This is a genomic window from Streptomyces palmae, from assembly GCF_004684805.1.
Taxonomy (GTDB): domain Bacteria; phylum Actinomycetota; class Actinomycetes; order Streptomycetales; family Streptomycetaceae; genus Streptomyces; species Streptomyces palmae.
In genome coordinates, this window is record NZ_SRID01000018.1 from 16,094 (window position 1) to 40,159 (window position 24,066).

Here is a 24,066-nt window from a genome sequence, read left to right on the forward strand (position 1 = left end):
CCCCGCGGGTGGCGCGGCGCGCGTGCCGCAGCATGGAGTCGTACAGACGACGGCGTGGGAGAGCGAGCGATGGACAAGCCGAAGGTCGTCCTGGGAGTCAGCGGCGGGATCGCCGCCTACAAGGCGTGCGAGCTGCTGCGCCGTCTGACGGAGTCCGGGCACGAGGTACGGGTGGTGCCCACCGCCTCGGCCCTGCACTTCGTCGGCGAGGCGACCTGGGCCGCGCTGTCCGGGCAGAGCGCCGCCACCGAGGTGTGGGAGAGCGTGCACGAGGTCCCGCACGTGCGCATCGGGCAGGGCGCCGACCTGGTGGTGGTCGCCCCGGCCACCGCCGACATGCTCGCCAAGGCCGCCCACGGCCTCGCCGACGACCTGCTCACCAACACCCTGCTCACCGCGCGCTGCCCGGTGGTCTTCGCGCCCGCCATGCACACCGAGATGTGGGAGCACCCGGCCACCCAGGAGAACGTCGCCGCCCTGCGCCGCCGCGGCGCCGTGGTCATCGAGCCCGCCGTGGGCCGACTCACCGGGGTGGACACCGGCAAGGGCCGGCTGCCCGACCCGGCGGAGATCTTCGAGGTCTGCCGCCGGGTGCTCGCCCGGGGCGAGCGGGCCACCACCCCGGACCTGGCCGGCCGCCATGTGGTGGTCAGCGCCGGCGGCACCCGGGAACCGCTGGACCCCGTCCGCTTCCTGGGCAACCGCTCCTCCGGCAAGCAGGGCTACGCGCTGGCCCGCGCCGCGGTGGCGCGCGGGGCCAGGGTGACCTTGGTCTCCGCCAACAGCGAGCTGCCCGACCCGGCCGGCGCCGATGTGGTCAAGGTGGGCACGGCGGTGCAGCTGCGGGAGGCGGTGCTCAAGGCGGCGGCCGACGCCGACGCGGTGGTGATGGCCGCCGCGGTCGCCGACTTCCGCCCCGCCCGGTACGTCACCGGCAAGATCAAGAAGCGTGACGGGGTGGAGCCCGAGCCCATCGCCCTGGTGCGTAATCCGGACATTCTCGCCGAGATCTCGGCAGAGCGGGCCCGCCCCGGGCAGGTGGTGGTCGGTTTCGCCGCCGAGACCGACGATGTTTTGGCCAATGGTCGCGCCAAGCTCGCCCGCAAGGGCTGCGATCTCCTGGTGGTCAACGAGGTGGGGGAGCGCAAGACCTTCGGCGCGGCCGAGAGCGAGGCGGTGGTACTGGCCGCCGACGGAACCGAGACGCCGGTGCCGTACGGCCCCAAGGAGGCGCTGGCCGACACCGTGTGGGACCTGGTGCTCCCGCGTCTGGCCTGACCTGCGCCAGCGCCGGGCCACCGGCGGCGCCCGGGCGGGGTGCGGCGGCCCGGCGGCCCGGGGCCGCGCGCCCGGGCGGTCCGGCCGGGTACCCCGTACGGGCTCGGTCCTCCCCCGTACGGGCTCGGTCCGGCCCACCGATCGCCTCCTGGCCGCATATGGCTCCGGCACTGTTCTGTCCAGATCGAAACCGGACCACTGCCGGTTGCCGCCCCCCTACCCAGCGCGGTCGAAACGCGGTCGTTGAGGGTATGGTCCTGATCACGGCACGCCCGTTCTTCGAGACGGAATGCCCGACCGGTGGAAACGCCGGATAAACTGGCCCAGGAACCGAGCCGGGCGCAGCCCCCGGACGGTTCCAGCCATGAACAGCCAGCAGCCGCTGCAACCCCAGGGAGCGATGTGTCCCGCCGCCTCTTCACCTCGGAGTCCGTGACCGAGGGCCACCCCGACAAGATCGCCGATCAGATCAGCGACACGATCCTCGACGCGCTCCTGAAGGAGGACCCGACCTCCCGGGTCGCCGTCGAGACGCTGATCACCACCGGCCTGGTGCACGTGGCCGGCGAGGTCACGACCAAGGCCTACGCCCCGATCGCCACGCTGGTGCGCAACAAGATCCTGGAGATCGGCTACGACTCGTCGAAGAAGGGCTTCGACGGCGCCTCCTGCGGCGTCTCGGTGTCCATCGGCTCCCAGTCCGCGGACATCGCCCAGGGTGTGGACACCGCCTACGAGAGCCGGGTCGAGGGCGACGACGACGAGCTCGACCGGCAGGGTGCGGGCGACCAGGGCCTGATGTTCGGCTACGCCTGCGACGAGACCCCCGAGCTGATGCCGCTGCCGATCAACCTGGCGCACCGGCTCTCCCGCCGGCTCTCCGAGGTCCGCAAGAACGGCACCATCCCCTACCTGCGCCCGGACGGCAAGACCCAGGTCACCATCGAGTACGACGGCAACAAGGCGGTCCGCCTGGACACCGTCGTGGTCTCCTCGCAGCACGCCTCGGACATCGACCTGGACTCGCTGCTCGCCCCCGACATCCGCGAGTTCGTCGTGGAGCACGTCCTCAAGGAGCTCCTGGAGGACGGCATCAAGCTGGACACCGACGGCTACCGGCTGCTGGTGAACCCGACCGGCCGCTTCGAGATCGGCGGCCCGATGGGTGACGCCGGCCTCACCGGCCGCAAGATCATCATCGACACCTACGGCGGCATGGCCCGCCACGGTGGCGGCGCCTTCTCCGGCAAGGACCCGTCCAAGGTCGACCGCTCGGCCGCCTACGCCATGCGCTGGGTCGCCAAGAACGTCGTCGCCGCGGGCCTCGCCGCCCGCTGCGAGGTCCAGGTCGCCTACGCCATCGGCAAGGCCGAGCCGGTCGGCCTGTTCGTGGAGACCTTCGGCACCGCCACCGTGGACGCCGAGAAGATCGAGCAGGCCATCAGCCAGGTCTTCGACCTCCGCCCGGCCGCGATCATCCGCGACCTGGACCTGCTCCGCCCGATCTACGCCCAGACCGCCGCGTACGGGCACTTCGGCCGCGAGCTGCCCGACTTCACCTGGGAGCGCACCGACCGCGTGGAGGCGCTGCGGGCCGCCGTGGGCCTGTAGGTCCCGGCCCCACCGGCACCATTCGTCCACGACCCCGGACCGCCACGGTCCGGGGTCGTGGACGTCACCGGGCCCGGCGCTGTCCGTGGTCTCTGGTAGGACTGAAACCGTGAGCAGCGAGCACGGTCAGAACAAGCCCCCGGCGCCGACCCCGCCGGGGGGCGAGCAGCTCGCGCTCATCCGGGACACGGTGCGCAAGGCCAAGGTGCCCCGGGCCAAGCCGCGCACCTGGCGCGGCGCGGCCCTGGCCGAGCGGCTGCCGGTGGCCCGGGTGCTGGTCGACAAGGGCCCGGTCCACCTGGACAAACTCTGGGACTACGCGGTCCCCGCCGAGCTGGACGCGGACGCCCGGCCCGGAGTGCGGGTGCGGGTCCGCTTCGGGGCCGGCGCCGGGAACGTACGGGAGGGGCGCCGGGAGGGCGGCGGGCTGCTCGACGGATACATCGTCGAGCGGGTCGCCGAGACCGACTACAAGGGGCCGCTGGCCGCCATCGCCCAGGTCCTCTCACCGGAGCCGGTGCTCTCACCGGCGCTGCTCGCCCTGTGCCGGGCGGTCGCCGACCGGTACGCGGGATCGCTCGCCGACGTGCTCCAGCTGGCCATCCCACCGCGCAGCGCCCGTGCCGAGACGGCGTCCCCGACGCCCGCGCTGCCCCCGCCCCCGCGCCCCGAACCGGGCAGCTGGACCCGGTACCCGGCCGGCCCGGGATTCCTCGACGCGCTGGCCCGCGGGGGCACCCCCCGCGCGGTGTGGACCGCGCTGCCCGGCCCGCACTGGCCGACCGAGCTGGCCACCGTGATCGCCGCCACCCTGGCCTCCGGGCGGGGCGCGCTGGCGGTGCTGCCCGACGGGCGGTCCGCGGCACGGGTGGACGCCGCGCTGACCGCGTTGCTCGGCCCCGGCCGGCACACCCTGCTGACCGCCGACGCCGGGCCGCACGAGCGCTACCGGCGCTGGCTGGCGGTCCGCCGGGGCTCGGTGCGTGCCGTGGTGGGCACCCGGGCCGCCATGTTCGCCCCGGTCCAGGACCTGGGCCTGGTCGCCATCTGGGACGACGGGGACTCCAGCCACAGCGACGACAACGCCCCCCGGCCGCACGCCCGGGACGTGCTGCTGCTGCGCGCGGTGCAGGAGCGCACCGGCTTCCTCGCCGGCGACCTCAGCCGCACCGTGGAGACCGCCCAGCTGCTGGAGAACGGCTGGGCGCTGCCCCTGGAGGCGGGCCGCGAGCAGGTCCGGGCCGCCGCGCCGCTGGTGCGTACCGTCTCCGACGGCGACCTGGCGCGCGACCCGGCGGCGCGCGCCGCTCGGCTGCCCTCGCTGGGCTGGCGCGCCCTGCGCGAGGGGCTGCTGCGCGGCCCGGTGCTGGTCCAGGTGCCGCGCCGCGGCTACGTACCCCGGCTGGCCTGCGAGCGCTGCCGGGAGCCGGCCCGCTGCCCGCACTGTGTCGGGCCGCTGGAGGCCGCCGACGCCGACACCCTGCGCTGCGGATGGTGCGGCCGGGGCGCGCATCCCTGGCACTGCCCGTCCTGCGGCGGCAACCGGCTGCGGGCCACCGTCATCGGCGCCCGGCGCACCGCGGAGGAACTGGGCCGGGCCTTCCCCGGGATGCCGGTGCGCACCTCGGGCCGCGACCATGTGCTGGACGCCGTCCCGGACCAGCCCGCGCTGATCGTCGCCACCCCTGGGGCGGAGCCGGTCGCCGAGCACGGATACGCGGCGGCCCTGCTGCTGGACGGCTGGGCCCTGCTCGGCCGCCCCGACCTGCGCGCCGGGGAGGAGGCGCTGCGCCGCTGGCTGGACGCCGCGGCACTGGTGCGTCCGCAGGGCGAGGGCGGCGCGGTGGTGATCGTCGCCGAGCCGACACTCAGCCCGGTGCAGGCCCTGGTGCGATGGGATCCGGCCGGGTTCGCGGCGCGGGAGCTGGCGGAGCGCGCCCAGCTGGGCTTCCCCCCGGTCTCCCGGATGGCCTCGGTCTCCGGGCCGGCCTCGGCGGTCGCCGAGCTGCTGGAGAGCCTGGAACTGCCGCCGGACGCCGAGGTGCTGGGCCCGGTGCCGGTGCCCCCCGCCGAACAAGGCCGCCCGCGGCGCGCCGGCGAGACCCCCGCCAAGCGGGGCCGCCCGGAGCCGGAGGAGCCCTGGGAGCGGGCCCTGCTGCGGGTGCGCCCCGGCAGCGGCGCCGCCCTCGCCGCCGCGCTCAAGAGCGCCCAGGCGGCCCGGCTGGTCCGACGCGAGGGCCCACCGGTCCGGGTCCGGGTCGACCCGCCGGACATCGGCTGACGCACTGCGCCGGGGCCCTGCGGGCGCTCTGCGACCGGGGCACGGCCGGGTCAGCCGTTGCGCGGCCCCGGCAGGGCGCTGGAGCGCGGCTCCTCGCGCAGGGCAGGGGAGGACTGGCCCGGGACGGACGGCAGGGACTGCGCGGTCTGCACCGAGCGGGCGGCCGGCACGGTGGGGACCGCCGGCGCCGCCCCGGCCTGGGTGGCGGTGGCGCCGCCGGTGCGCGGTGCCGTGGGCTCGGTGCTCTCCGCGGAGCCGGCGCTCTGCGCGCCCGCCCGGCGGGCGCCGTAGCGGCGGTGCACCGCCTGCTTGGTGACCCCGAGCGCGGAGCCCACCGCGTCCCAGGAGAAGCCGAGCGAGCGGTCGAAGTCCACCGCCGCGGTGACCAGCGTCTCCACGCTGTCCCGCAGCTCCTGGGCGAGGCGCACGGTCGGCGCCGGGGCGCGGCCGTAGACGACGAAACCGGTGGACGGACCGGTGCGGCGCGGACGGTAGACGTTGCCGAGCTGCGCGGTGAGCGTACGCAGCGCGTCCACCTGCCGTCGGACCCGCTCGATGTCCCGGACCAGGAGGTGCAGGCTGGCGCGTGCCTGGGCGTCGTGAGTTGCGTGGTCGGCCATGAACAAGCCTCTCGAACCGGCGGTGCAAGGGACGGAAAACTAGACGAACAGGAAGGAACTCGTAGGGACCCTGAGGAACTCGGAGGAACACAGGGAAACACTGAGACCGGCGAGGGTCGCGAGCCCGGCGATCGGCGGCACCGTGGTCGGCCCGCGTCGGTCAATCTCTCTTGACCAACGCCGCACCGTGCTCTTGGTCACGGTCCGGGGCGTGCGCGGGTACAGGCGTACGCCCCCGGGGGCCCGGGCGCCGGGCCGATCACCGGATGGCGGCGCCGAAGGGGCCGAATAGACTGACGCGTCCCTCCGCTGCGCCTGAGAGGTAGTCCGCCACCCATGAGGCTCGTCTTCGCCGGCACCCCCGAGGTCGCCGTACCCGCCCTGGATGCCCTGCTCGCCTCGGACCGGCACGAGGTGGTGGCCGTGGTGACCCGCCCCGACGCGCCCGCCGGCCGCGGCCGGCGGCTGGTGGCGAGCCCGGTCGCCGAGCGTGCCGAGGAGGCCGGGATCGAGGTGCTCAAGCCGGCCCGGCCGCGCGACGAGGACTTCCTGGCCCGGCTGCGGGAGATCGCCCCGGACTGCTGCCCGGTGGTCGCCTACGGCGCGCTGCTGCCCAAGGCCGCCCTGGAGATCCCGGCCCATGGCTGGGTCAACCTGCACTTCTCGCTGCTGCCCGCCTGGCGCGGCGCCGCCCCGGTGCAGCACGCGGTGCTCGCCGGCGACGAGGTGACCGGCGCCTCCACCTTCCTCATCGAGGAGGGGCTGGACTCCGGCCCGGTCTTCGGGGTGCTCACCGAGGAGGTCCGGCCCACGGACACCAGCGGCGACCTGCTGACCCGGCTCGCGTTCGCCGGCGCCGGCCTGCTGGCGGCGACCATGGACGGCATCGAGGACGGCACCCTGCGGGCGGTGCCGCAGCCGGCCGAGGGCGTCTCCCTGGCCCCGAAGATCAAGGTCGAGGACGCGGAGATCGACTGGCAGGCGCCCGCCCTCCGGGTGGACCGCGTGGTGCGCGGCTGCGCCCCGGCCCCCGGCGCCTGGACGGTCTTCCGCGGCGAGCGGCTCAAGGTCATGGAGGTGGCCCCGGCGGTGGACCGCACCGAGCTGGCCCCGGGCGAGCTGGCGGCCGCCAAGAACTCCGTCCACGCGGGCACCGGCAGCCACGCCGTGGAGCTGCGCTGGGTGCAGCCGCAGGGCAAGAAGCCGATGCGGGCGGCGGACTGGGCGCGCGGGGTGCGCATCGGCGAGCGGGAGACCCTGGGCCGCCAGGTCTGAACGCGGCGCCGGACCGGCTCGGGGGCGACGTAGGCTTGGCCGGTATCTTCCCCTTGGAGCCCGGAGCACCTTTCTGTGAGTGAGCAGCCGCGTCGCCGTCCCAGCAAGCCGTACCGGAGGCCGAAGAAGGACCCGGTGCGGATCCTCGCCTTCGAGGCGCTGCGCGCCGTGGACGAGCGGGACGCCTACGCCAACCTGGTGCTGCCGCCGCTGCTGCGCCAGGCCAGGGAGCAGGGCGACTTCGACAGCCGGGACGCCGCGCTCGCCACCGAGCTGGTCTACGGCACGCTGCGCCGCCAGGGCACCTACGACGCGATCATCGCGGCCTGCGTGGACCGCCCGCTGCGCGAGGTCGACCCGCCGGTGCTGGACGTCCTGAGCCTGGGCGCGCACCAGCTGCTGGGCACCCGGATCCCCACCCACGCCGCGGTGAGCGCCAGCGTGGAGCTGGCCCGGGTGGTGCTGGGCGACGGCCGGGCCAAGTTCGTCAACGCGGTGCTCCGCAAGATCGCCGGCGATGACCTGGACGGCTGGCTGGAGCGGGTGGCCCCGCCGTACGAGGAGGACGCCGAGGATCACCTCGCGGTGGTGCACTCGCACCCGCGGTGGATCGTCTCCGCGCTCTGGGACGCGCTCGGCGGCGGCCGGGCCGGCATCGAGGACCTGCTGGAGGCCGACAACGAGCGGCCCGAGGTGACGCTGGTGGCGCGCCCCGGCCGGGCCACCCCCGAGGAGCTGCTGGACCTGCTGGGCGAGGACCGCGGCCTGCCCGGCCGCTGGTCCCCGTACGCGGTGCGGCTCGCCGAGGGCGGTGAGCCCGGGGCGCTGGCACCGGTCGGCGAGGGCCGGGCCGGCGTCCAGGACGAGGGCAGCCAGCTGGTGGCCATCGCCCTGGCGAACGCCCCGCTGGACGGCCCGGACGCCCGCTGGCTGGACGGGTGCGCGGGACCGGGCGGCAAGGCCGCGCTGCTGGCCGCGCTGGCCGCACGGCGCGGGGCGGCGCTGGTGGCCTCGGAGAAGCAGCCGCACCGGGCCCGGCTGGTGGCCCAGGCGCTGGCCGGCAACCCCGGCCCGTACCAGGTGATCGCCGCGGACGGCACCCGGCCGGCCTGGCGGCCGGGCACCTTCGACCGGGTGCTGGTGGACGTGCCGTGCAGCGGCCTGGGCGCGCTCCGCCGCCGCCCCGAGGCCCGCTGGCGCCGGCGCCCGGAGGACCTGGAGGGCTTCGCGCCGCTCCAGCGCGGGCTGCTGCGCGAGGCGCTGAGCGCGGTGCGGGTCGGCGGTGTGGTCGGCTACGCGACCTGCTCCCCGCACCTGGCCGAGACCCGGGCCGTGGTGGACGACGTGCTCAAGGGGCGGGGCGGCGCGCCGGTCGCCGCCGAGTGGATCGACGCCCGCCCGCTGCTGCCCGGGGTGCCCGCGCTGGGCGAGGGCCCCGATGTGCAGCTGTGGCCGCATCTGCACGGCACCGACGCGATGTACCTGGCACTGCTGCGCCGCACCGCCTGACCGCCCCGGTCCGCGCTGGGCGGCCCCTCGGCGGGGTGGGCGGTGCTGCGGGTGCGGTGCGGTGTGGGGGGTGTCCCGGGGAACCCCGGTCCTCTGCCGGCCGCGCCCGGTGAGGTGCGGTACTCCGCCGCCCGCGCCGGCCGGCTTCCCGGCGGGTGCGGTGCGGTGTGCGGTCGCCCCGGGAGATCGGGGCCCTGCCGCGTCCGCGCGGGTTGGCCCTCAGCGGGGCGCCGCGGGCGGGGGCCGTGCCGAATGGGGTCGCGCCGGCGGGCCCGGGACCCCGGCCGGGCTCGGTGAGGTGCGGTACTCCCGCCGCCCCGCGCGGCGGACGGCCGTGGCAGGCTTGGCGCCATGGCCGTACAGATCAGCCCCAGTATCCTCGCCGCGGACTTCTCCCGTCTGGCGGAGGAGGCAGCAGCCGTCAGCGGAGCCGACTGGCTGCACGTCGATGTGATGGACAACCACTTCGTCCCGAACCTCACGCTCGGGGTGCCCGTCGTCGAGTCGCTGAGCCGGGCCACCGACACCCCGCTCGACCTGCACCTGATGATCGAGGACCCGGACCGCTGGGCTCCGCGGTACGTCGAGGCGGGGGCCGCTTCGGTCACCTTCCACGCGGAGGCCGCCGGCGCCCCGGTACGGCTGGCGCGGGAGATCCGGGCCCAGGGGGCGCGCGCCGCGATGGCGCTCAAGCCCGCCACGCCCATCGAGCCGTACGAGGACCTGCTGCCGGAACTCGACATGCTGCTGGTGATGACCGTGGAGCCGGGATTCGGCGGTCAGGCCTTTCTCGACATCATGCTGCCGAAGATCCGCCGGACCCGGGAGCTGATCGCCAAGCACGGCCTGGAGATGTGGCTCCAAGTGGACGGAGGGGTTTCGGCGGACACCATCGAGCGGTGTGCTGAGGCCGGTGCCGATGTCTTCGTCGCCGGATCCGCGGTGTACGGGGCACAGGACCCCGCCGAGGCGGTGCGCCGACTGCGCGCGCAGGCCCAGCAGGCGTCCGCGGCCTGGGCATGCGGACATTGAGCCACAGGTCGGTGAACGGACGGCACTGAAGGGCGATCCGGCGCCGCCGTATCTGACAGGATGACGGTGAGCCAAGAACGCAGACAGTGAGGAGACCGCGGTGTCGACGGGCGGCCGTTCAGCCACGCGGATGGGACCCGCCGAACTGGTGCAGGCGGCTGCCATGGCGCGCCGCTTCTACCTTGAGGGCAAGTCCAAGATCCAGATCGCCGAGGAGTTCGGCGTCAGCCGGTTCAAGGTCGCGCGGGTGCTGGAGACGGCGCTCGAGCGCGATCTGGTGCGCATCGAGATCCGCGTGCCGGCCGAGCTGGACGCCGAACGCTCGGACGCGCTGCGCGCGCGGTACGGACTGCGGCACGCGGTGGTCGTGGAGTCCCCGGCCGACGCCCAGGAGGACGGCCCGGACCCCGACAACCTCGGAGAGGTGGCCGCCGACCTCCTCGGTGAGCTGGTCACCGAGGGCGATGTGCTCGGGCTGGCCTGGGGCCGCTCCACCATCCACATGGCGGCGGCCCTGCACCGGCTGCCGCCGTGCACCGTGGTCCAGCTGACCGGCGTGTACGACGCGGGCACCGCCGAGCGCGGCTCGGTCGAGGCGGTGCGGCGGGCCGCCGCGGTCTCCGGCGGCGAGGCGCACCCGATCTACGCGCCGATGCTGCTGCCCGATCCGGCCACCGCCGCCGCGCTGCGCGGTCAGACCGGCATCGCCCGGGCCTTCGAGTACTTCGACAAGGTCACCGTGGCCGCGGTGTCCATCGGATCCTGGGAGGCCGGGATCTCCACGGTGTACGACATGCTCAGCGACGAGGAGCGCGCCCACTACGCCTCGCTGGGGGCCGCCGCCGAGATGTCCGCGCACCTCTTCGACGCCGAGGGCCGCCGGATCGGCCGCGACCTGGGCGAGCGGTGCATCACGGTGGAGGCGGACCGGCTGCGCCGCATCCCCGAGGTGGTCGCCATCGCCGGTGGCCGGCGCAAGGCCGCGGCGATCGGCGCGGTGCTCCGCTCCGGCCTGGTCACCAGCCTGGTCACGGACACCGCCGCGGCGGACTTCCTGCTGCGGGAGACCGGACCCGGTCCCCGCCCGGCACTGGACCGCGCGGACCCCGACGGGGCGTAGGGGGTTTGGGAGAAGACACAGGCGGTGGCACCGGTGTTCGGACGAACGCCCGGAAAGTACGGCGAGGGGGCCGAATCGGGCGGCGCATGGTGGAAGATGGGTCCAGGAGCCACAGTCGGACCAGGTGGTTCTGAGCTGACTCCCCGCCCGCTCATACGGCAACACCGCAGGTGAGAGAGTTAGCATGCGTTTTCTGAACGACATCAAGCCGCAGTACGACCTGACGTACGACGATGTGTTCATGGTGCCCAGCCGCTCCGCGGTCGGCTCCCGGCAGGCCGTGGACCTCTCCACTCCGGACGGCACCGGCACCACCATTCCGCTGGTGGTGGCCAACATGACCGCGATCGCCGGCCGCCGGATGGCCGAGACGGTCGCCCGCCGCGGCGGTCTGGTGGTGATCCCGCAGGACATCCCGATCGATGTCGTCACCGATGTGGTCAGCTGGGTCAAGGGCCGGCACCTGGTGCTGGACACCCCGATCGTGCTCACCCCGCACTCCACCGTGGCCGACGCGCTGGCGCTGCTGCCCAAGCGCGCGCACGGCGCCGGCGTGGTGGTCGAGGGCGGGCGCCCGGTGGGCGTGGTCACCGAGTCCGACCTCTCCGGCGTGGACCGCTTCACCCAGCTGACCGAGGTCATGTCCCGTGAGCTGCTGCTGCTGGACGCGGACATCGACCCCCGGGAGGCGTTCAACCGCCTGGACGCCGCGCACCGCAAGCTGGCCCCCGCGGTGGACGCCGAGGGCCGCCTCGCCGGCATCCTCACCCGCAAGGGCGCGCTGCGCGCCACCCTCTACACCCCGGCCACCGACGCCCGCGGCCGGCTGCGGATCGCCGCCGCCGTCGGCGTCAACGGCGATGTGCCCGGGCGTGCCAAGGCACTGCTGGACGCCGGGGTGGACACCCTGGTGGTGGACACCGCGCACGGCCACCAGGAGTCGATGATCAACGCCCTGAAGGCGGTGCGGGCCCTCGACCCGCAGGTGCCGATCGTGGCCGGCAACATCGTCGCCGCCGAGGGCGTGCGCGACCTGGTGGAGGCGGGCGCCGACATCATCAAGGTCGGTGTCGGCCCGGGCGCCATGTGCACCACCCGGATGATGACCGGTGTGGGCCGGCCGCAGTTCTCCGCGGTCCTGGAGTGCGCCGCCGAGGCGCGCCGACTGGGCAAGCACGTCTGGGCGGACGGCGGGGTCCGGCACCCCCGGGACGTCGCCATGGCGCTGGCGGCCGGTGCCTCCAACGTGATGGTCGGCTCCTGGTTCGCCGGCACCTTCGAGTCTCCCGGTGACCTTCAGCACACCGCCGACGGACGCCCGTACAAGGAGAGCTTCGGGATGGCCTCGGCGCGCGCGGTCCGCAACCGCACCGCCGAGGAGTCGGCCTACGACCGGGCGCGCAAGGGTCTGTTCGAGGAGGGCATCTCCACCTCCCGGATGTTCCTGGACCCGGTGCGGCCGGGGGTGGAGGACCTGATCGACTCGATCATCGCCGGGGTGCGCAGCTCCTGCACCTACGCGGGCGCCGCCTCGCTGGAGGAGTTCCACCAGCGGGCCGTGGTCGGCGTGCAGAGCGCGGCCGGCTACGCGGAGGGCAAGCCGCTGCACGCCAGCTGGTCCTGAACCCGCCGCGGGGCCGCCGCCCCGCACACCGGCCCGGCGCGGGCCCGCTCCCGTGCCGCGGCCCGGCCCGCCCCTCGCACAGCCCGGTGGCCCCGGATCCGTCGACGTACGGATCCGGGGCCACCGGCGTTCCCAGGGGGTCTGGAGCGGGCTCAGCCGCGCTGCTGCGGGCTGCGCGGTCGCGGCAGCGCGTGCCGCGGCGGCCGGGTGAGGGTGAGCTGCCGCACCAGCTGGTGGAAGGAGACCAGGGCCGCCAGCGGTGGCAGCGCGGCCACCGCCACCCCGGGCAGCGTCTTGGGCGCGTGGGCGACGCACAGCAGCACCGCGATGCCCGAGAACAGCACCACCACCGCCCAGGAGTGGCCGGCGCCGCGGTGGTGCAGGGCGGCGCGCAGCACGGACAGCGAGGCGACCAGCCACGGTCCGTAGACCAGCAGCGGCCACCAGCCGGCGAGCGAGGCGGTGGTGGTCGGGGTGGCCAGGAAGCGCAGCGGTCCGTAGGAGATCATTCCGCCGAGCACGCTCAGCATGGCCACGATGAGCGCGGTGAAGGCCGCGAAGACCAGCGACAGCAGCTCGAACCAGGGCATGGTCGGCAGGCGGAAGCGGACCCGGCGGCGCCGGCCGCGGCCCCGGGTGGAGGCGTGGTGCGTACGGATCGGCTCGGCTTGGCGAACCGGTTCCTCGACCGAGCTCTGCAGCAGCCGGGCCAGGTCGTCCTCCAGGTCCCAGCGGCCCTCCAGGGTCTCCGGGTCCGGCAGGGGATGCAGGTCGTAGTCGGTGGTGAAGCCCAGCCGGTCGTCGGGCACGCCGGTATGGCCCATGGAATAGGGAGGCCCGAAGCCGCCCTCGCTCTGAGGGGGATAGGTCATGTTATGCGCCTGGTTCCGTCGTGGTGCGGCGCATGCCGGCGCCGGGGTCGATGGGGCGGTGGGGTGCGGTCCGCAGGCTGCCTTCTCTCGTCCTGTCTCTCGTCGTCACGTCCACACCAACGACGGCCGAAAAGATGGCGTATCGCTGCATTCGGGTGAACTCGTGCCGCATCGCATCGATGGGGGGCTTGCAAGGATTCGCCGTGCGCGGCCCGTGTGCGCAACGTTCGTATGGCTATGCGCAATAATGTTTATTACGAGCGCGGCACCCACCCCGTGGGTCGAGCGCTGTACGTGTGAGTGACGGAGGCCGTCAGCTCGGCGGTCTCCCTTCAGCGTGGCCCTGCCACGCCCGGTGTGCTCGTCGTGCTTCGCCGCCGTGGAAAGACAAGCCCGAGCGGCTGCACCACGAAGGAGCCACCCCCCATGCCGGACCATGGCGCGCCCACGCCCGTCCTCGACTCGCGCACCTCGCGGCGCCAGGGGCTGCGCGCCGGGCTGACCCGGCGCAAGCCCGTGGAGCGGCTGATCGCCGAGGGCGGCCGGGGCACCGGCGGCACCCTGAAGCGGTCGCTGGGCATGTGGCAGCTCACCATGATCAGCATCGGGGCCACCCTGGGCACCGGAATCTTCGTGGTGCTGGGCGAGTCGGTGCCCGACGCCGGGCCCGCGGTGGTGGTGTCCTTCGTCCTGGCCGGCGTGACCGCGCTGTTCTCCGCCCTGTCCTACGCCGAGCTGGCCGGCACCATCCCGGTCTCCGGGTCCTCCTACTCGTACACCTACGCCACCATGGGCGAGCTGGTCGCCTGGGTCTGCGGCTGGTGCCTGATCCTGGAGTACGGCGTCTCGGTGGCCGCCGTGGCGGTCGGCTGGGGCCAGTACCTCAACGAGCTGCTGGACGGCACCATCGGCGTCACCATCCCCCAGGCGCTGGCCGCGCCGCCCGGCGACGGCGGCACCTTCAACCTGCCGGCCCTGCTGGTGGTGCTGCTGGCCATGGGCTTCCTGCTGGGCGGCGCCAAGGAGAGCGCCCGGGTCAACACCGTCATGGTGGTCGTGAAGATCGCGGCGCTGCTGCTGTTCTGCGGCGTCGCCTACACCGGCATCCGGGCCGGCAACTACGCGCCGTTCATGCCGATGGGCATGGCCGGGGTCAGCGCCGCCGGCGCCACGCTGTTCTTCTCCTACATCGGCTTCGACGCCGCCTCCACGGCCGGCGAGGAGGCCAAGAACCCGCAGCGCGACCTGCCGCGCGCCATCATGCTCTCGCTGGTCATCGTCACCGCGCTGTACTGCCTGGTCGCCGCCGTGGCGGTGGGCGCCCTGCCGTGGCAGCAGTTCAGCGGCTCCCAGGCCGCGCTGGCCGGCATCATGAAGGACGTCACCGGGCAGAGCTTCTGGGCGGTGCTGCTGGCCGCCGGCGCGGTGATCGCCATCGCCTCGGTGGTGCTGACCGTGCTCTACGGGCAGACCCGGATACTCTTCGCGATGTCCCGGGACGGGCTGATGCCCAAGGTCTTCTCCACCGTGCACCCGCGCACCGGCACCCCGCGCGCCAACACCGTGATCGTCTCGCTGTTCTGCGGCGGGCTGGCCGCGGCCGTTCCGCTGGGGCAGCTCGCGGACGCCACCAGCATCGGCACCCTGTTCGCCTTCGCGCTGGTCAACATCGCGGTGATCGTGCTGCGCCGCACCCGGCCGGAGATGCCGCGCACCTTCCGGGTGCCGCTGTCCCCGCTCTTCCCGGCCATCGGCTTCGTCATGTGCGTCTGGATGATGAAGAGCCTGGACACCGTCACCTGGGTGGTCTTCGGAGGCTGGATGGCCGTGGGCCTGGTGGTCTACTTCACCTACGGCATCCGGCGCTCCCAGCTGGCCCAGCCGACCGGCGCGGCGGCCGAGTAGCGCCGCCCCACCGCGGGCGCGCCGGCGGGCCCGGCGCCGATGACGGGGTGTCGACCGCGCGCCGTCAGCCGGCCGGCCGGGACCGCCCGCGGCCGGTCGCGCGGTCACCGAGCCCCCGGCGCCGCTCCTCGGGCGTGTGTTCGGGAGCCGTCGGGCGGTGTGGTCTACTCGTCTACGGCACGTGTCACCCCCGCCGACCGGCCACCACGTACCCCGCCCCGCCGGGCACCCGGACAGCAGAGAAGTGATCCACCCGCAGTGCGACTGAACGAACTCGATGAACGCATCGTCCATGCCCTCGCCGAGGACGCGCGGCGCAGCTACGCCGACATAGGCGGCGAGGTCGGGCTGTCGGCGCCCGCGGTGAAGCGGCGGGTGGACCGGCTGCGCGCGGAAGGTGCCATCACCGGCTTCACGGTCCGGGTCGACCCCGCCTCCCTGGGCTGGGAGACCGAGGGCTTCGTGGAGCTCTACTGCCGCCACAACACCTCGCCCGAGGACATCCGGCGCGGACTGGCCCCCTACCCCGAGGTGGCCTCCGCCTCCACGGTGACCGGTGACGCGGACGCCCTGGTGCAGGTGTACGCCTCGGACATGCGGCATTTCGAGCGGGTGCTGGAGCGGATCGCGGGCGAGCCCTTCGTGGAGCGCACCAAGTCGGTGCTGGTCCTCTCACCGCTGCTGCGCCGCTTCTCCTCGGGCGCGCCGGCGTAGCGGCCGGCTGGGGACACGTCGCCGTTCCCTCGTTTTGTTGCCGGGGTGCCGGTAACCCGATCGGTGGATCTCAGCGATCGAAGGAGGGCGAAGTGATCACCAAGGAGCAGATCCCGGAGGTGCTCGATCATCCGGTCTATGACGCGGAGGGCACCAAGATCGGGAATGCCAGACATGTCTTCCTCGACGACGTCACCGGAAAGCCGGACTGGGTCAGCGTCCGTACCGGGCTCTTCGGGTTGAGTGAGTCTTTTGTCCCCGTACATGACGCCACTCTGGTCCAGGACCGCCTGGAGGTGCCCTTCACCAAGGACAAGGTGAAGGAAGCGCCGCATGTCGCCGTGGACGCCGGCGGCCACCTCTCGGCCGGCGAGGAGCGCAAGCTGTACCGCCACTACGGCATGGACTGGGGAGCCGCCGACCGCCCGGTGGGCGAGCGGGGCACCGGTCGGACGGGCGGCACCGTCACGGAGGGCACGGGCGGCATGGGCGCGGCCTCCGCCGCCTCCGCGTCGGCGCGCGGCGGCCGGGGGCAGGACACCGAAGGCGGCCGGTACCCGGAGCGCGGCCAGGACGCCGAACGCCGCCAGGAGGCCGCGTACGGCCAGGACACCCTGGACGCCGGGGCGGCCGAACCCTACCCCGGGGCGGGCCTGGGCACGCCCGGAGCCGCCGAGGGCACCGGGACCGGTATGAACGCCGGCCGGGGCATGGCCGGGGAGACTCCCACCGGCCGGACCGGCGACACCACCGCGGCCGGGAAGACCGGATGGCAGCCCGGGACCGAGCACGAGCACTCCATGCTGCGTTCCGAGGAGGAGCTGCGGGTCGGGGTGGAGACCGCCGTGACGGGACGGGCTCGGCTGCACCGCTATGTCGACACCGAGCACGTGGAGCGCCGGGTGCCGCTGCGGCACGAGGAACTGGTGGTGGAACGGGAGCCGATCAGTGAGGCCGAGCGTGTCAGGGGCACCCGCGACCGGGCGCTCAGCGAGGCCGAGGACGAGATGGTGCTGCACGAGGAGCGCGCGGTGGTGCGCACCGAGGTGGTGCCCAAGGAGCGGGTGCGGCTGCGCGTCGAGGAGCGGATGACCGAGGAGACGGTCGGCGGCGACGTCCGCAGGGAGCGCATCGAGATCGAGGCGGAGGAGGGGCCCGCCGCCGGTGGGACCCGGGGCACCCGCCAGACCCCCGGCGCACCGAAGACCGGCGGCACCCGTGAGGGCGACCTCGGCCTCGGCGGCGGCAAGGGCGCCGATCCGTTCTCCTGACCGGCACCCCTCGCCCAGGAAGGAGACCCCTACCGCGCGGCGGCGGACCCGCCGAGGCCCCGCGGACGCCTGAGGACGCCCTCCCGGCACCGGGAGGAGCGCGAGACCCCTCCGGAGGCCCCCTGGGCCCGCGATCGGCCAGGGGGCCCCGCGCTGGGCGGATGGATACGGCCCGCCCCGGCCGCGGGCGACGGCCCGTACCGGGACAGGAGAACGCGACCGGCACGGCACCGGCGCGACGGCCCCCGGCCGGGGGAGGGGGCGCCGGAGCTTCAGGCTGTCGTGGCTGCGGGCGCCCGCCGCGGGGTGTGCGCGGCGCCGTCGTCACGGGCCGGCCCCCGGCTCCGGAGTGTGGTGCACGACACTCACCGAGGCGCCGTGCAACGAATCGCCGCGCCGTGGCCCCTCGGCACAACGATTAGGCGCTTGGTGCGCAAGGGTCGCGCCTTGTCCGGCATTCGGGTGGAACCGTACGGTCTCTACGTCCCCGCACCCGCGTGTCCCGTTCGAGGTCTGCCATGCCGCCGCTGCGTACCGCCCTGTTCCAGTGCTCCGGTCACCCCGGCGAGCCCGCCGGCAACCTGCGGCTGCTGGAGGAGGCGGCGGCCGAGGCGGCGGCGGGCGGCGCCGGGCTGCTGGCCACCTCGGAGCTGTTCCTCACCGGGTACGCCATCGGTGAGGGTGTGCACCGGCTCGCCGAGCCGGCCGACGGCCCCGGCGCGGAGGCGGTGGCCCGGATCGCCGCCGAGCACGGGCTGGCGATCCTGTACGGCTACCCCGAGCGCGAGGGCGCCGCGGTCTACAACGCGGCCCAGCTGATCGGCCCGGACGGGGCCCCCCTGGGCAACTACCGCAAGACCCACCTCTTCGGCGAGTTCGAGAACCGCTGGTTCACCCCCGGCAGCACCCCGGTGGTGCAGGCGGAGCTGGCCGGCCTGAGGCTCGGCGTGCTGATCTGCTACGACGTGGAGTTCCCGGAGAACGTCCGGGCCCACGCGCTGGCCGGCACCGACCTGCTGCTGGTGCCCACCGCCCTGATGGACCCCTTCCGGTTCGTCCCCGAGTCCCTGGTGCCGGTGCGCGCCTTCGAGAGCCAGATGTACCTCGCGTACGTCAACCGCACCGGCCCCGAGGGGGAGTTCGAGTTCGCCGGACTCAGCTGCCTGGCGAGCCCGGACGGCACCACCCGGGCTCGCGCCGGACGCGGCACCGAGCTGGTCCTCGGCGATGTGGACCCCGAGCTGCTGGCCGCCTCGCGGGCCGCCAACCCCTATCTGCGGGACCGCCGCCCCGGTCTGTACACCTCCCTCGCCTGACCGCTCCGGTCGGCTTCGCCACCCCCGTCACCTCCGCCGGGTCTCCCCGCCCGGTGATCTCCGCCGTACCCCCGCAAGGAGTCCGTACCCCATGACGTCCACGGTGCCCACCGCCGCCCACGACGAGCAGGGCGAGCAGCCGGCCGGCCTGCCGCCGATCACCATGTTCGGCCCGGACTTCCCCTACGCCTACGACGACTACCTGGCGCACCCGGCCGGCCTGGGCCAGGTGCCGGCCACCGAGCACGGCACCGAGGTCGCGGTCGTCGGCGGCGGCCTGTCCGGCATCGTGGCGGCCTACGAACTGATGAAGATGGGGCTCAAGCCCGTGGTCTACGAGGCCGACCAGATCGGCGGCCGGCTGCGGACCGTGGGGTTCGAGGGCTGCGACCAGAGCCTGACCGCCGAGCTGGGGGCGATGCGCTTCCCGCCGTCCTCCACCGCCCTCCAGTACTACCTCGACCTGGTGGACCTGGAGACCAGGCCGTTCCCCAACCCGCTGGCCCCCCACACCCCGTCCACCGTGGTCGACCTCAAGGGCGAGTCGCACTACGCGCAGACCCTCGACGACCTGCCGCAGGTCTACCGCGACGTGATGGACGCCTGGAACGCCTGCCTGGAGGAGGGCGCGGACTTCTCCGAGATGAACCGCGCCATGCGGGAGCGCGACGTGCCGCGCATCCGCGAGATCTGGGCGCGGCTGGTGGAGAAGCTGGACAACCAGACCTTCTACGGCTTCCTGTGCGAGGCCAAGGCGTTCGCCTCCTTCCGGCACCGCGAGATCTTCGGCCAGGTCGGCTTCGGCACCGGAGGCTGGGACACGGACTTCCCCAACTCCATCCTGGAGATCCTGCGCGTCGTCTACACCGAGGCCGACGACCACCACCGCGGCATCGTCGGCGGCAGCCAGCAGCTGCCGCTGCGGCTGTGGGAGCGCGAGCCCGGCAAGATCATCCACTGGGAGCAGGGCACCTCGCTGGCGCGGCTGCACGGTGGCGCGCCGCGCCCGGCGGTCACCCGGCTGCACCGCACCGCGGGCAACCGGATCACCGTCACCGATGCCTCGGGCGACATCCGCACCTACCGGGCGGCGGTCTTCACCGCCCAGTCCTGGATGCTGCTGTCCAAGATCGAGTGCGACGACTCGCTCTTCCCCATCGACCACTGGACGGCGATGGAGCGCACCCACTACATGGAGTCCTCCAAGCTCTTCGTGCCGGTGGACCGGCCGTTCTGGCTGGACAAGGACGAGCGGACCGGCCGCGACACCATGTCGATGACGCTCACCGACCGGATGACCCGCGGCACCTACCTGCTGGACAACGGCCCGGACCAGCCGGCGGTCATCTGCCTCTCCTACACCTGGTGCGACGACAGCCTCAAGTGGCTGCCGCTGTCCGCGAACGAGCGGATGGAGGTCATGCTGAAGTCGCTGTCGGAGATCTATCCCGGGGTGGACATCCGCAAGCACATCATCGGCAACCCGGTCACCGTCTCCTGGGAGAACGAGCCCTACTTCATGGGCGCGTTCAAGGCCAACCTGCCCGGCCACTACCGCTACCAGCGGCGGCTGTTCACCCACTTCATGCAGGACCGGCTGCCCGAGGACAAGCGCGGGATCTTCCTGGCCGGCGACGACATCTCCTGGACCGCGGGATGGGCCGAGGGCGCGGTGCAGACCGCGCTGAACGCGGTGTGGGGTGTGATGCACCACCTGGGTGGGGCGACCGACCCGACCAACCCCGGCCCGGGCGACGTGTACGACACCATCGCCCCGGTCGAACTGCCGGAGGACTGACCTCATCGCGGCCCGCGCCGACGACGGCCGCGATCGACTCGGGGCGGCCACCGGGGGCTCCGTGGTCGCGCGGGCGGGCCGCCGGGGGCGGCTGCGCCGGCAGCGAGGGGTAGGGCGTGCCGTGGCGACGCGGGCGGGCCGAGATGCCCTCGCCCCGGGTCGCTGCCGTGTCGTGGGGGCGCGGCAGCGGCCCGCGGCCCGGCTCGGCGGGGGAGTGGTCCCTCAGTTCAGCGGGGTGAGCAGGAACCGGCCGACCAGGCCGGTGCCCGCGTCGATCCGCTCGGCGAACTCCTCGGCCAGCTCCGGGAGTCCGCGCAACCCCCACAGCGCGCGAAAGGCGGCCCAGGCGGCCTCCCGGGCCCGCTCCAGGCTCCACGCCCCCACCAGATGGGTCAGCGGATCGGCCAGGTCCAGCAGGTCGGGGCCGGGCATCAGCTCCTCCCGGATCCGCTCCTCCATGCCGGCCAGCAGTGCGCCCACCCGCTCGAAGTCGCCTTCCAGGGCGTCCGGTTCGACGCCGCGATCACGGCAGGTGTCCACCAGGGCGAGCGCCAGGTCATGGCCGATATGGGCGTTGATCCCGGCCAACGCGAACTGCAGGGGACGCACCGCGGGGTGCGACCGGGCCTGGAACAGGGGCCGCCAGCAGGCGGGCGGCCGGGCCCCGGCCGCCGCCGCGTCCACCGCGGCCAGATAGCGGTCCGCGAACCGCACGTCCAGCTCCGCGGCGAGCGCCGGATCGTCGAAGTAGCCGGTGTCCAGCCGGCGGTCGACCTCCTCGGTGACCGACAGGTACACCTGGTTGAAGACCGCCACTCCGTCCCGTGGCGGCAGGCCGGCGCCGATGGCGCGCATCCGGTCCAGCACCTGGTCCACGGTGCGCGGCCGTGCCCGGGCGGCGGTCCGCGGAGGGCCTGGTCGCGGGGTCTGCGGGCGGATCTGCTCCTGGGCTGAGGTCACGCCGCCCAGCGTTCCAGCGGCTCCCTGCCCGGGTCCCCCACGCACCACCCGCTTCCCCGGATCGGGCGAACGGGCGCGATGGGTTGACTCCGTTGGCCCCGGCATGGGTCGCGGCTGACACTCACCTTGAGCTGTGCGTCTACGCAACGCATAGGTTGGGAGCGACAGTTCGTGCGCGTTCATACAGTTCCCGGGCAGCGGGATTCTTACGGTACGGGCGGAGCAGTGCAAACATGGTACGGATGCGCTGATCTGCTCGTCCGCTCTGGATCAGTGGAAACTCGGACAGGGCGCCGTGCCAGGTGGCGCAAGCTGCTTCCAGGTGCCCCATTCTCAGCTGGCGTTCCGCCATGGTTGCACCATGGCGGATCCGTCCCCGGCGGTAAATGCTTGGGCGCAGGCGTTGTGACTCCTCCAAGGAGGCGATAGATCCCTTGATATCGCCGAGTTCGTACTGAACTTGTGAGGCGTGATAGGCCACATCGGAAGCGCCGTAGCTGCCAAATGTGCGCGCCCGGGACTCCGCTTTCTCCGTGGCTTTCTCTGCCTCGGTGAGGAGTGCGAGGGCCCTGGTTCGGTCACCAGTCTGTGCGGCGGCATGCGCTTGTTGTCCAGCCATAAATGCACGCATACGTGGTCCGGCTGCTGGTGACGCGGTCGCCGCGGCGTCAGCCAGTCGCATCGCTGTTAGCCCATGGCCCAGGTCCACGGCCTGGACGCTCATGCCCCGCAGCGTGGTGCAGTAGGTAATGTGATCTTCCGCCGCACCGGCAAGCTCCAAGGCCTTTAGGTAGTACTGTTGCGCCAGGCTGTGCAAGCCCTCGTCTACGGCCATATAACCCGTGAGATAGCAAAGGTCGGACGCTGCCGACATCATCGCCTTACGGACCGACTCCGGCGCATCGGCCTTCAGGTACTGGGCGACCGTGTTCACCATGAAAGCGGCAGCCATGGGACGCGCATGCCGTCCACCGAATTGGTCGTCAAGCTCGGAGATGCGCTCTGTCATCGCCGCGACCATGTGCACTTCCGGCATTCCCATGCGCGCAGTTCCGCTCGTTTGAGCGGCTTCCATACGTCCCACTACGTCCGGCCAATCCGGGACGGTTAGCGCAACGGAAAACAGGCTCGCGCCGATGACACTCCTACGGGACGGGTCCACGTCGTGCCTCCCGAGATCAATCAGCCCTTCGACGGTACTGATGCCCGGGCGAGCGTTCGAGTCTTCACTCGTGAGGGTGGGGAATCCGGCGTCGGCGTGAGTGATGGGTCGTCCCAGTCGTCGGGACAGTGCTTCAAGGATCAGCGGCCGGGCTTCCTCACGGGGCATGTGGCCCTTGATCCACTGGTGAACCGTCGGCCCGCTGTACCTCTTCGGAGTCCCGCGCTCCGTCCCGATGCGGTTCACCTGGGCCGCAAACTGACGCTGCGTCCACCCGGTCTCGCGGACAAGGCGCTTCAGATCCGTGTTCGGCTCCGGCACGTGAACCCTCCAACTCCGCGTCCTGATGGAGCTTTTAGCGCTTTTGACTTCCCTGGATGTTGCCACCGTAGCGCTGTCCGTAGCCGGACGGTTGCCTAGTGCGAGGACGGATCACCCGCTCGGGGAGGACCCATGACGACGTGGAACAGCGCTCGGACCGATATGCCGGCCGCACCGCCTCGGATTGAAGATCTGATGGCCCTGCACACCCATCTGCTGAAGCTCATCGTGCAGTTGGAGCCGCTGGCGAGGCGCAGGATCGACGCCATGAACCACGGCACCGTGGAGTGGTACTGCGCGGCGTCCAGGCTGAACGCGGTGCAGTACGAGGTAGCCGAGGGTCTCGGCCCGGGATTGCAGTCCGCGGCCGATCAGGTCCGCAACCTGGGTCACACGTTGGAGTTCCTGTTGAACCGCTCGGGTCTCGCTAACGTGATGGAGGGCCCAGCGGTGACGCGGGGGTGCGGGTGGCCGGTGACTCTCCTGGCGAAGCACCTGGCGGAGGTGGCCGGGGTGTTGCCGGGCTGGGCGGTTCCGCCTGCGCTCCGGTGTGATCTGGACATGGGCCATGTGGGCGAACACCACGCCGTGGTGGATGTCCTCTCTGCCACCGAATCGCTGTGGGCTCGATGGGTGCGGGGGCCGGAGTCACCTGTGACCTTCGTGCGGCTCCCCGACTGCCACGCGGGCATCACGGATGCCGAAGACGTGTGCTGGTTGCCCGCCCACCACGTCGGCGGCTGCGTCTGGGAGCGCTACCGATAACCCCAAGTCCCCCTGCCCGAGCCCCCGTACGAGGGCAGGGAAGACGGCCCGGACCTCACCTCCCCCGGGGCCGTGCGGGAGCCCTGCGACGCCCTCCCTGTCCCGTCGCAGGGCTCCCCACCCCACCTACCTGTCCGTCGAAGGGAGAACGCAGTGTCCGACAACGCCCCGAACAACGGCCCTTCGGCACGCATACGCCGCGCATCCCCCACTGAAGCTGAACGTGGAGGCACCCCCAGGTGGCAAAGTCTTGGGCTGCTCCTGGGCGGATTCACCACCCTGGACGACGGCTTCGGGCCGGAGCCCGCAGATCCGCTGGACGCGCCCACCCTCGTGGAGGCAGTCGTCCCGCGCCGGATGACCGAGGCGGAGCGCGCCATGGTGACGGTCCAGGACGCCGGGTACGAGCCCCGTGAGCCGTACCCCGGCCGTGCCGACTACGCCTGGCGCCTGCGCTGCACCATGCCGAGCTGCGGTCGGCTCACCGCACGCACCCTGCACTACATACGGCGCCATGGCGGCTGCACGCACGACCGCCCCTGAAGCCGGGCCGGTGCCGCGAGCCCGGCTACCTGGCACCGGACGCAGCTCCCAGCACCTGCCCTGGGCCGCCAGGCGGCCCCCCTCGCCCC

The 24,066-nt window shown here is 73.3% G+C and carries 19 protein-coding genes; 15 read left to right on the top strand and 4 right to left on the bottom strand.

Annotation, left to right across the window (positions count from 1 at the left end; translation table 11 throughout):
• The first annotated feature begins 69 nt into the window (after positions 1 to 69).
• The 3 genes from coaBC to E4099_RS03775 all read left to right on the top strand — a co-directional run bounded on the left by coaBC (position 70) and on the right by E4099_RS03775 (position 5,170).
• On the top strand, positions 70 to 1,278 hold the full coding sequence (gene coaBC, locus E4099_RS03765; protein ID WP_135337464.1) for a bifunctional phosphopantothenoylcysteine decarboxylase/phosphopantothenate--cysteine ligase CoaBC: 1,209 nt from the start codon (positions 70 to 72) through the stop codon (positions 1,276 to 1,278).
• 402 nt (positions 1,279 to 1,680) lie between these two features.
• Positions 1,681 to 2,889, top strand: coding sequence for a methionine adenosyltransferase (metK, locus tag E4099_RS03770; protein WP_135337465.1), 1,209 nt, complete (start codon positions 1,681 to 1,683; stop codon positions 2,887 to 2,889).
• 109 nt (positions 2,890 to 2,998) lie between these two features.
• Complete coding sequence (locus E4099_RS03775; RefSeq protein WP_135337466.1) at positions 2,999 to 5,170, top strand: primosomal protein N'; 2,172 nt, start codon at positions 2,999 to 3,001, stop codon at positions 5,168 to 5,170.
• Between the two features lie 50 nt (positions 5,171 to 5,220).
• Here the strand turns inward: E4099_RS03775 and E4099_RS03780 are convergent, their stop codons facing one another.
• Positions 5,221 to 5,790: a hypothetical protein gene (locus tag E4099_RS03780; protein ID WP_135337467.1), complete on the bottom strand. Its 570-nt coding sequence runs from the start codon at positions 5,788 to 5,790 to the stop codon at positions 5,221 to 5,223.
• 336 nt (positions 5,791 to 6,126) lie between these two features.
• Between E4099_RS03780 and fmt the strand changes: the two genes are divergently transcribed.
• From fmt to E4099_RS03805, 5 genes are all read left to right on the top strand, one after another.
• Positions 6,127 to 7,065 (top strand): methionyl-tRNA formyltransferase, encoded by a 939-nt coding sequence (fmt, locus tag E4099_RS03785; RefSeq protein WP_135337468.1) that lies wholly within the window; start codon positions 6,127 to 6,129, stop codon positions 7,063 to 7,065.
• 75 nt (positions 7,066 to 7,140) lie between these two features.
• Positions 7,141 to 8,574: an RsmB/NOP family class I SAM-dependent RNA methyltransferase gene (locus E4099_RS03790; protein WP_135337469.1), complete on the top strand. Its 1,434-nt coding sequence runs from the start codon at positions 7,141 to 7,143 to the stop codon at positions 8,572 to 8,574.
• A 351-nt stretch (positions 8,575 to 8,925) separates the two neighbouring features.
• Positions 8,926 to 9,606, top strand: a complete 681-nt coding sequence (gene rpe, locus E4099_RS03795) for a ribulose-phosphate 3-epimerase (RefSeq protein ID WP_135337470.1) — start codon at positions 8,926 to 8,928, stop codon at positions 9,604 to 9,606.
• 130 nt (positions 9,607 to 9,736) lie between these two features.
• Positions 9,737 to 10,726 carry a sugar-binding transcriptional regulator gene (locus E4099_RS03800; RefSeq protein ID WP_135337471.1) on the top strand — a complete coding sequence of 330 codons (990 nt, stop codon included), beginning with the start codon at positions 9,737 to 9,739 and terminating at the stop codon, positions 10,724 to 10,726.
• Between the two features lie 184 nt (positions 10,727 to 10,910).
• Complete coding sequence (locus tag E4099_RS03805) at positions 10,911 to 12,350, top strand: GuaB1 family IMP dehydrogenase-related protein (protein ID WP_135337472.1); 1,440 nt, start codon at positions 10,911 to 10,913, stop codon at positions 12,348 to 12,350.
• Between the two features lie 152 nt (positions 12,351 to 12,502).
• Here the strand turns inward: E4099_RS03805 and E4099_RS03810 are convergent, their stop codons facing one another.
• Entirely contained in the window at positions 12,503 to 13,222 is a 720-nt protein-coding gene (locus E4099_RS03810; RefSeq protein ID WP_135337473.1) for a DUF2637 domain-containing protein, read from the bottom strand.
• 426 nt (positions 13,223 to 13,648) lie between these two features.
• Here E4099_RS03810 and E4099_RS03815 point away from each other — a divergent pair, with 426 nt between their 5' ends.
• The 5 genes from E4099_RS03815 (at position 13,649) to E4099_RS03835 (ending at position 20,226) form a co-directional block, all read left to right on the top strand.
• On the top strand, positions 13,649 to 15,127 hold the full coding sequence (locus E4099_RS03815; protein WP_135337474.1) for an amino acid permease: 1,479 nt from the start codon (positions 13,649 to 13,651) through the stop codon (positions 15,125 to 15,127).
• 258 nt (positions 15,128 to 15,385) lie between these two features.
• Positions 15,386 to 15,841 (top strand): Lrp/AsnC family transcriptional regulator, encoded by a 456-nt coding sequence (locus E4099_RS03820; protein WP_135337475.1) that lies wholly within the window; start codon positions 15,386 to 15,388, stop codon positions 15,839 to 15,841.
• Positions 15,842 to 15,933: 92 nt separating this feature from the next.
• Positions 15,934 to 17,112, top strand: coding sequence for a PRC and DUF2382 domain-containing protein (locus E4099_RS03825; protein WP_135337476.1), 1,179 nt, complete (start codon positions 15,934 to 15,936; stop codon positions 17,110 to 17,112).
• Positions 17,113 to 17,630: 518 nt separating this feature from the next.
• Positions 17,631 to 18,428, top strand: a complete 798-nt coding sequence (locus tag E4099_RS03830) for a carbon-nitrogen hydrolase family protein (protein ID WP_135337477.1) — start codon at positions 17,631 to 17,633, stop codon at positions 18,426 to 18,428.
• Between the two features lie 91 nt (positions 18,429 to 18,519).
• Entirely contained in the window at positions 18,520 to 20,226 is a 1,707-nt protein-coding gene (locus tag E4099_RS03835; RefSeq protein WP_135337478.1) for a flavin monoamine oxidase family protein, read from the top strand.
• Between the two features lie 222 nt (positions 20,227 to 20,448).
• Here E4099_RS03835 and E4099_RS03840 read toward each other — a convergent pair whose 3' ends face one another.
• The gene (locus E4099_RS03840) at positions 20,449 to 21,102 is read right to left on the bottom strand and encodes a DUF5995 family protein (RefSeq protein ID WP_280923475.1); all 654 of its coding nucleotides are present in this window, start codon (positions 21,100 to 21,102) and stop codon (positions 20,449 to 20,451) included.
• A 223-nt stretch (positions 21,103 to 21,325) separates the two neighbouring features.
• Complete coding sequence (locus E4099_RS03845) at positions 21,326 to 22,669, bottom strand: NsdA family TPR-like regulatory protein (protein WP_245244579.1); 1,344 nt, start codon at positions 22,667 to 22,669, stop codon at positions 21,326 to 21,328.
• Positions 22,670 to 22,801: 132 nt separating this feature from the next.
• Here E4099_RS03845 and E4099_RS03850 point away from each other — a divergent pair, with 132 nt between their 5' ends.
• Both E4099_RS03850 and E4099_RS03855 read left to right on the top strand, forming a co-directional pair.
• Positions 22,802 to 23,434 (top strand): DUF6415 family natural product biosynthesis protein, encoded by a 633-nt coding sequence (locus E4099_RS03850; RefSeq protein WP_135337479.1) that lies wholly within the window; start codon positions 22,802 to 22,804, stop codon positions 23,432 to 23,434.
• Positions 23,435 to 23,587: 153 nt separating this feature from the next.
• A complete protein-coding gene (locus tag E4099_RS03855; protein ID WP_135337480.1) occupies positions 23,588 to 23,977 on the top strand; it encodes a hypothetical protein in 390 nt (129 codons plus the stop codon).
• Positions 23,978 to 24,066 lie beyond the last annotated feature (89 nt).

What these genes read in the sequence shown, in the direction of transcription:
- coaBC (WP_135337464.1), top strand. Translation starts at nt 70, where the DNA reads ATGGACAAGCCGAAGGTCGTCCTGGGAGTCAGCGGCGGGATCGCCGCC.
- E4099_RS03780 (WP_135337467.1), bottom strand. Translation starts at nt 5,790, where the DNA reads ATGGCCGACCACGCAACTCACGACGCCCAGGCACGCGCCAGCCTGCAC.
- fmt (WP_135337468.1), top strand. Translation starts at nt 6,127, where the DNA reads ATGAGGCTCGTCTTCGCCGGCACCCCCGAGGTCGCCGTACCCGCCCTG.
- rpe (WP_135337470.1), top strand. Translation starts at nt 8,926, where the DNA reads ATGGCCGTACAGATCAGCCCCAGTATCCTCGCCGCGGACTTCTCCCGT.
- E4099_RS03800 (WP_135337471.1), top strand. Translation starts at nt 9,737, where the DNA reads ATGGGACCCGCCGAACTGGTGCAGGCGGCTGCCATGGCGCGCCGCTTC.
- E4099_RS03805 (WP_135337472.1), top strand. Translation starts at nt 10,911, where the DNA reads ATGCGTTTTCTGAACGACATCAAGCCGCAGTACGACCTGACGTACGAC.
- E4099_RS03810 (WP_135337473.1), bottom strand. Translation starts at nt 13,222, where the DNA reads ATGACCTATCCCCCTCAGAGCGAGGGCGGCTTCGGGCCTCCCTATTCC.
- E4099_RS03815 (WP_135337474.1), top strand. Translation starts at nt 13,649, where the DNA reads ATGCCGGACCATGGCGCGCCCACGCCCGTCCTCGACTCGCGCACCTCG.
- E4099_RS03830 (WP_135337477.1), top strand. Translation starts at nt 17,631, where the DNA reads ATGCCGCCGCTGCGTACCGCCCTGTTCCAGTGCTCCGGTCACCCCGGC.
- E4099_RS03835 (WP_135337478.1), top strand. Translation starts at nt 18,520, where the DNA reads ATGACGTCCACGGTGCCCACCGCCGCCCACGACGAGCAGGGCGAGCAG.
- E4099_RS03850 (WP_135337479.1), top strand. Translation starts at nt 22,802, where the DNA reads ATGACGACGTGGAACAGCGCTCGGACCGATATGCCGGCCGCACCGCCT.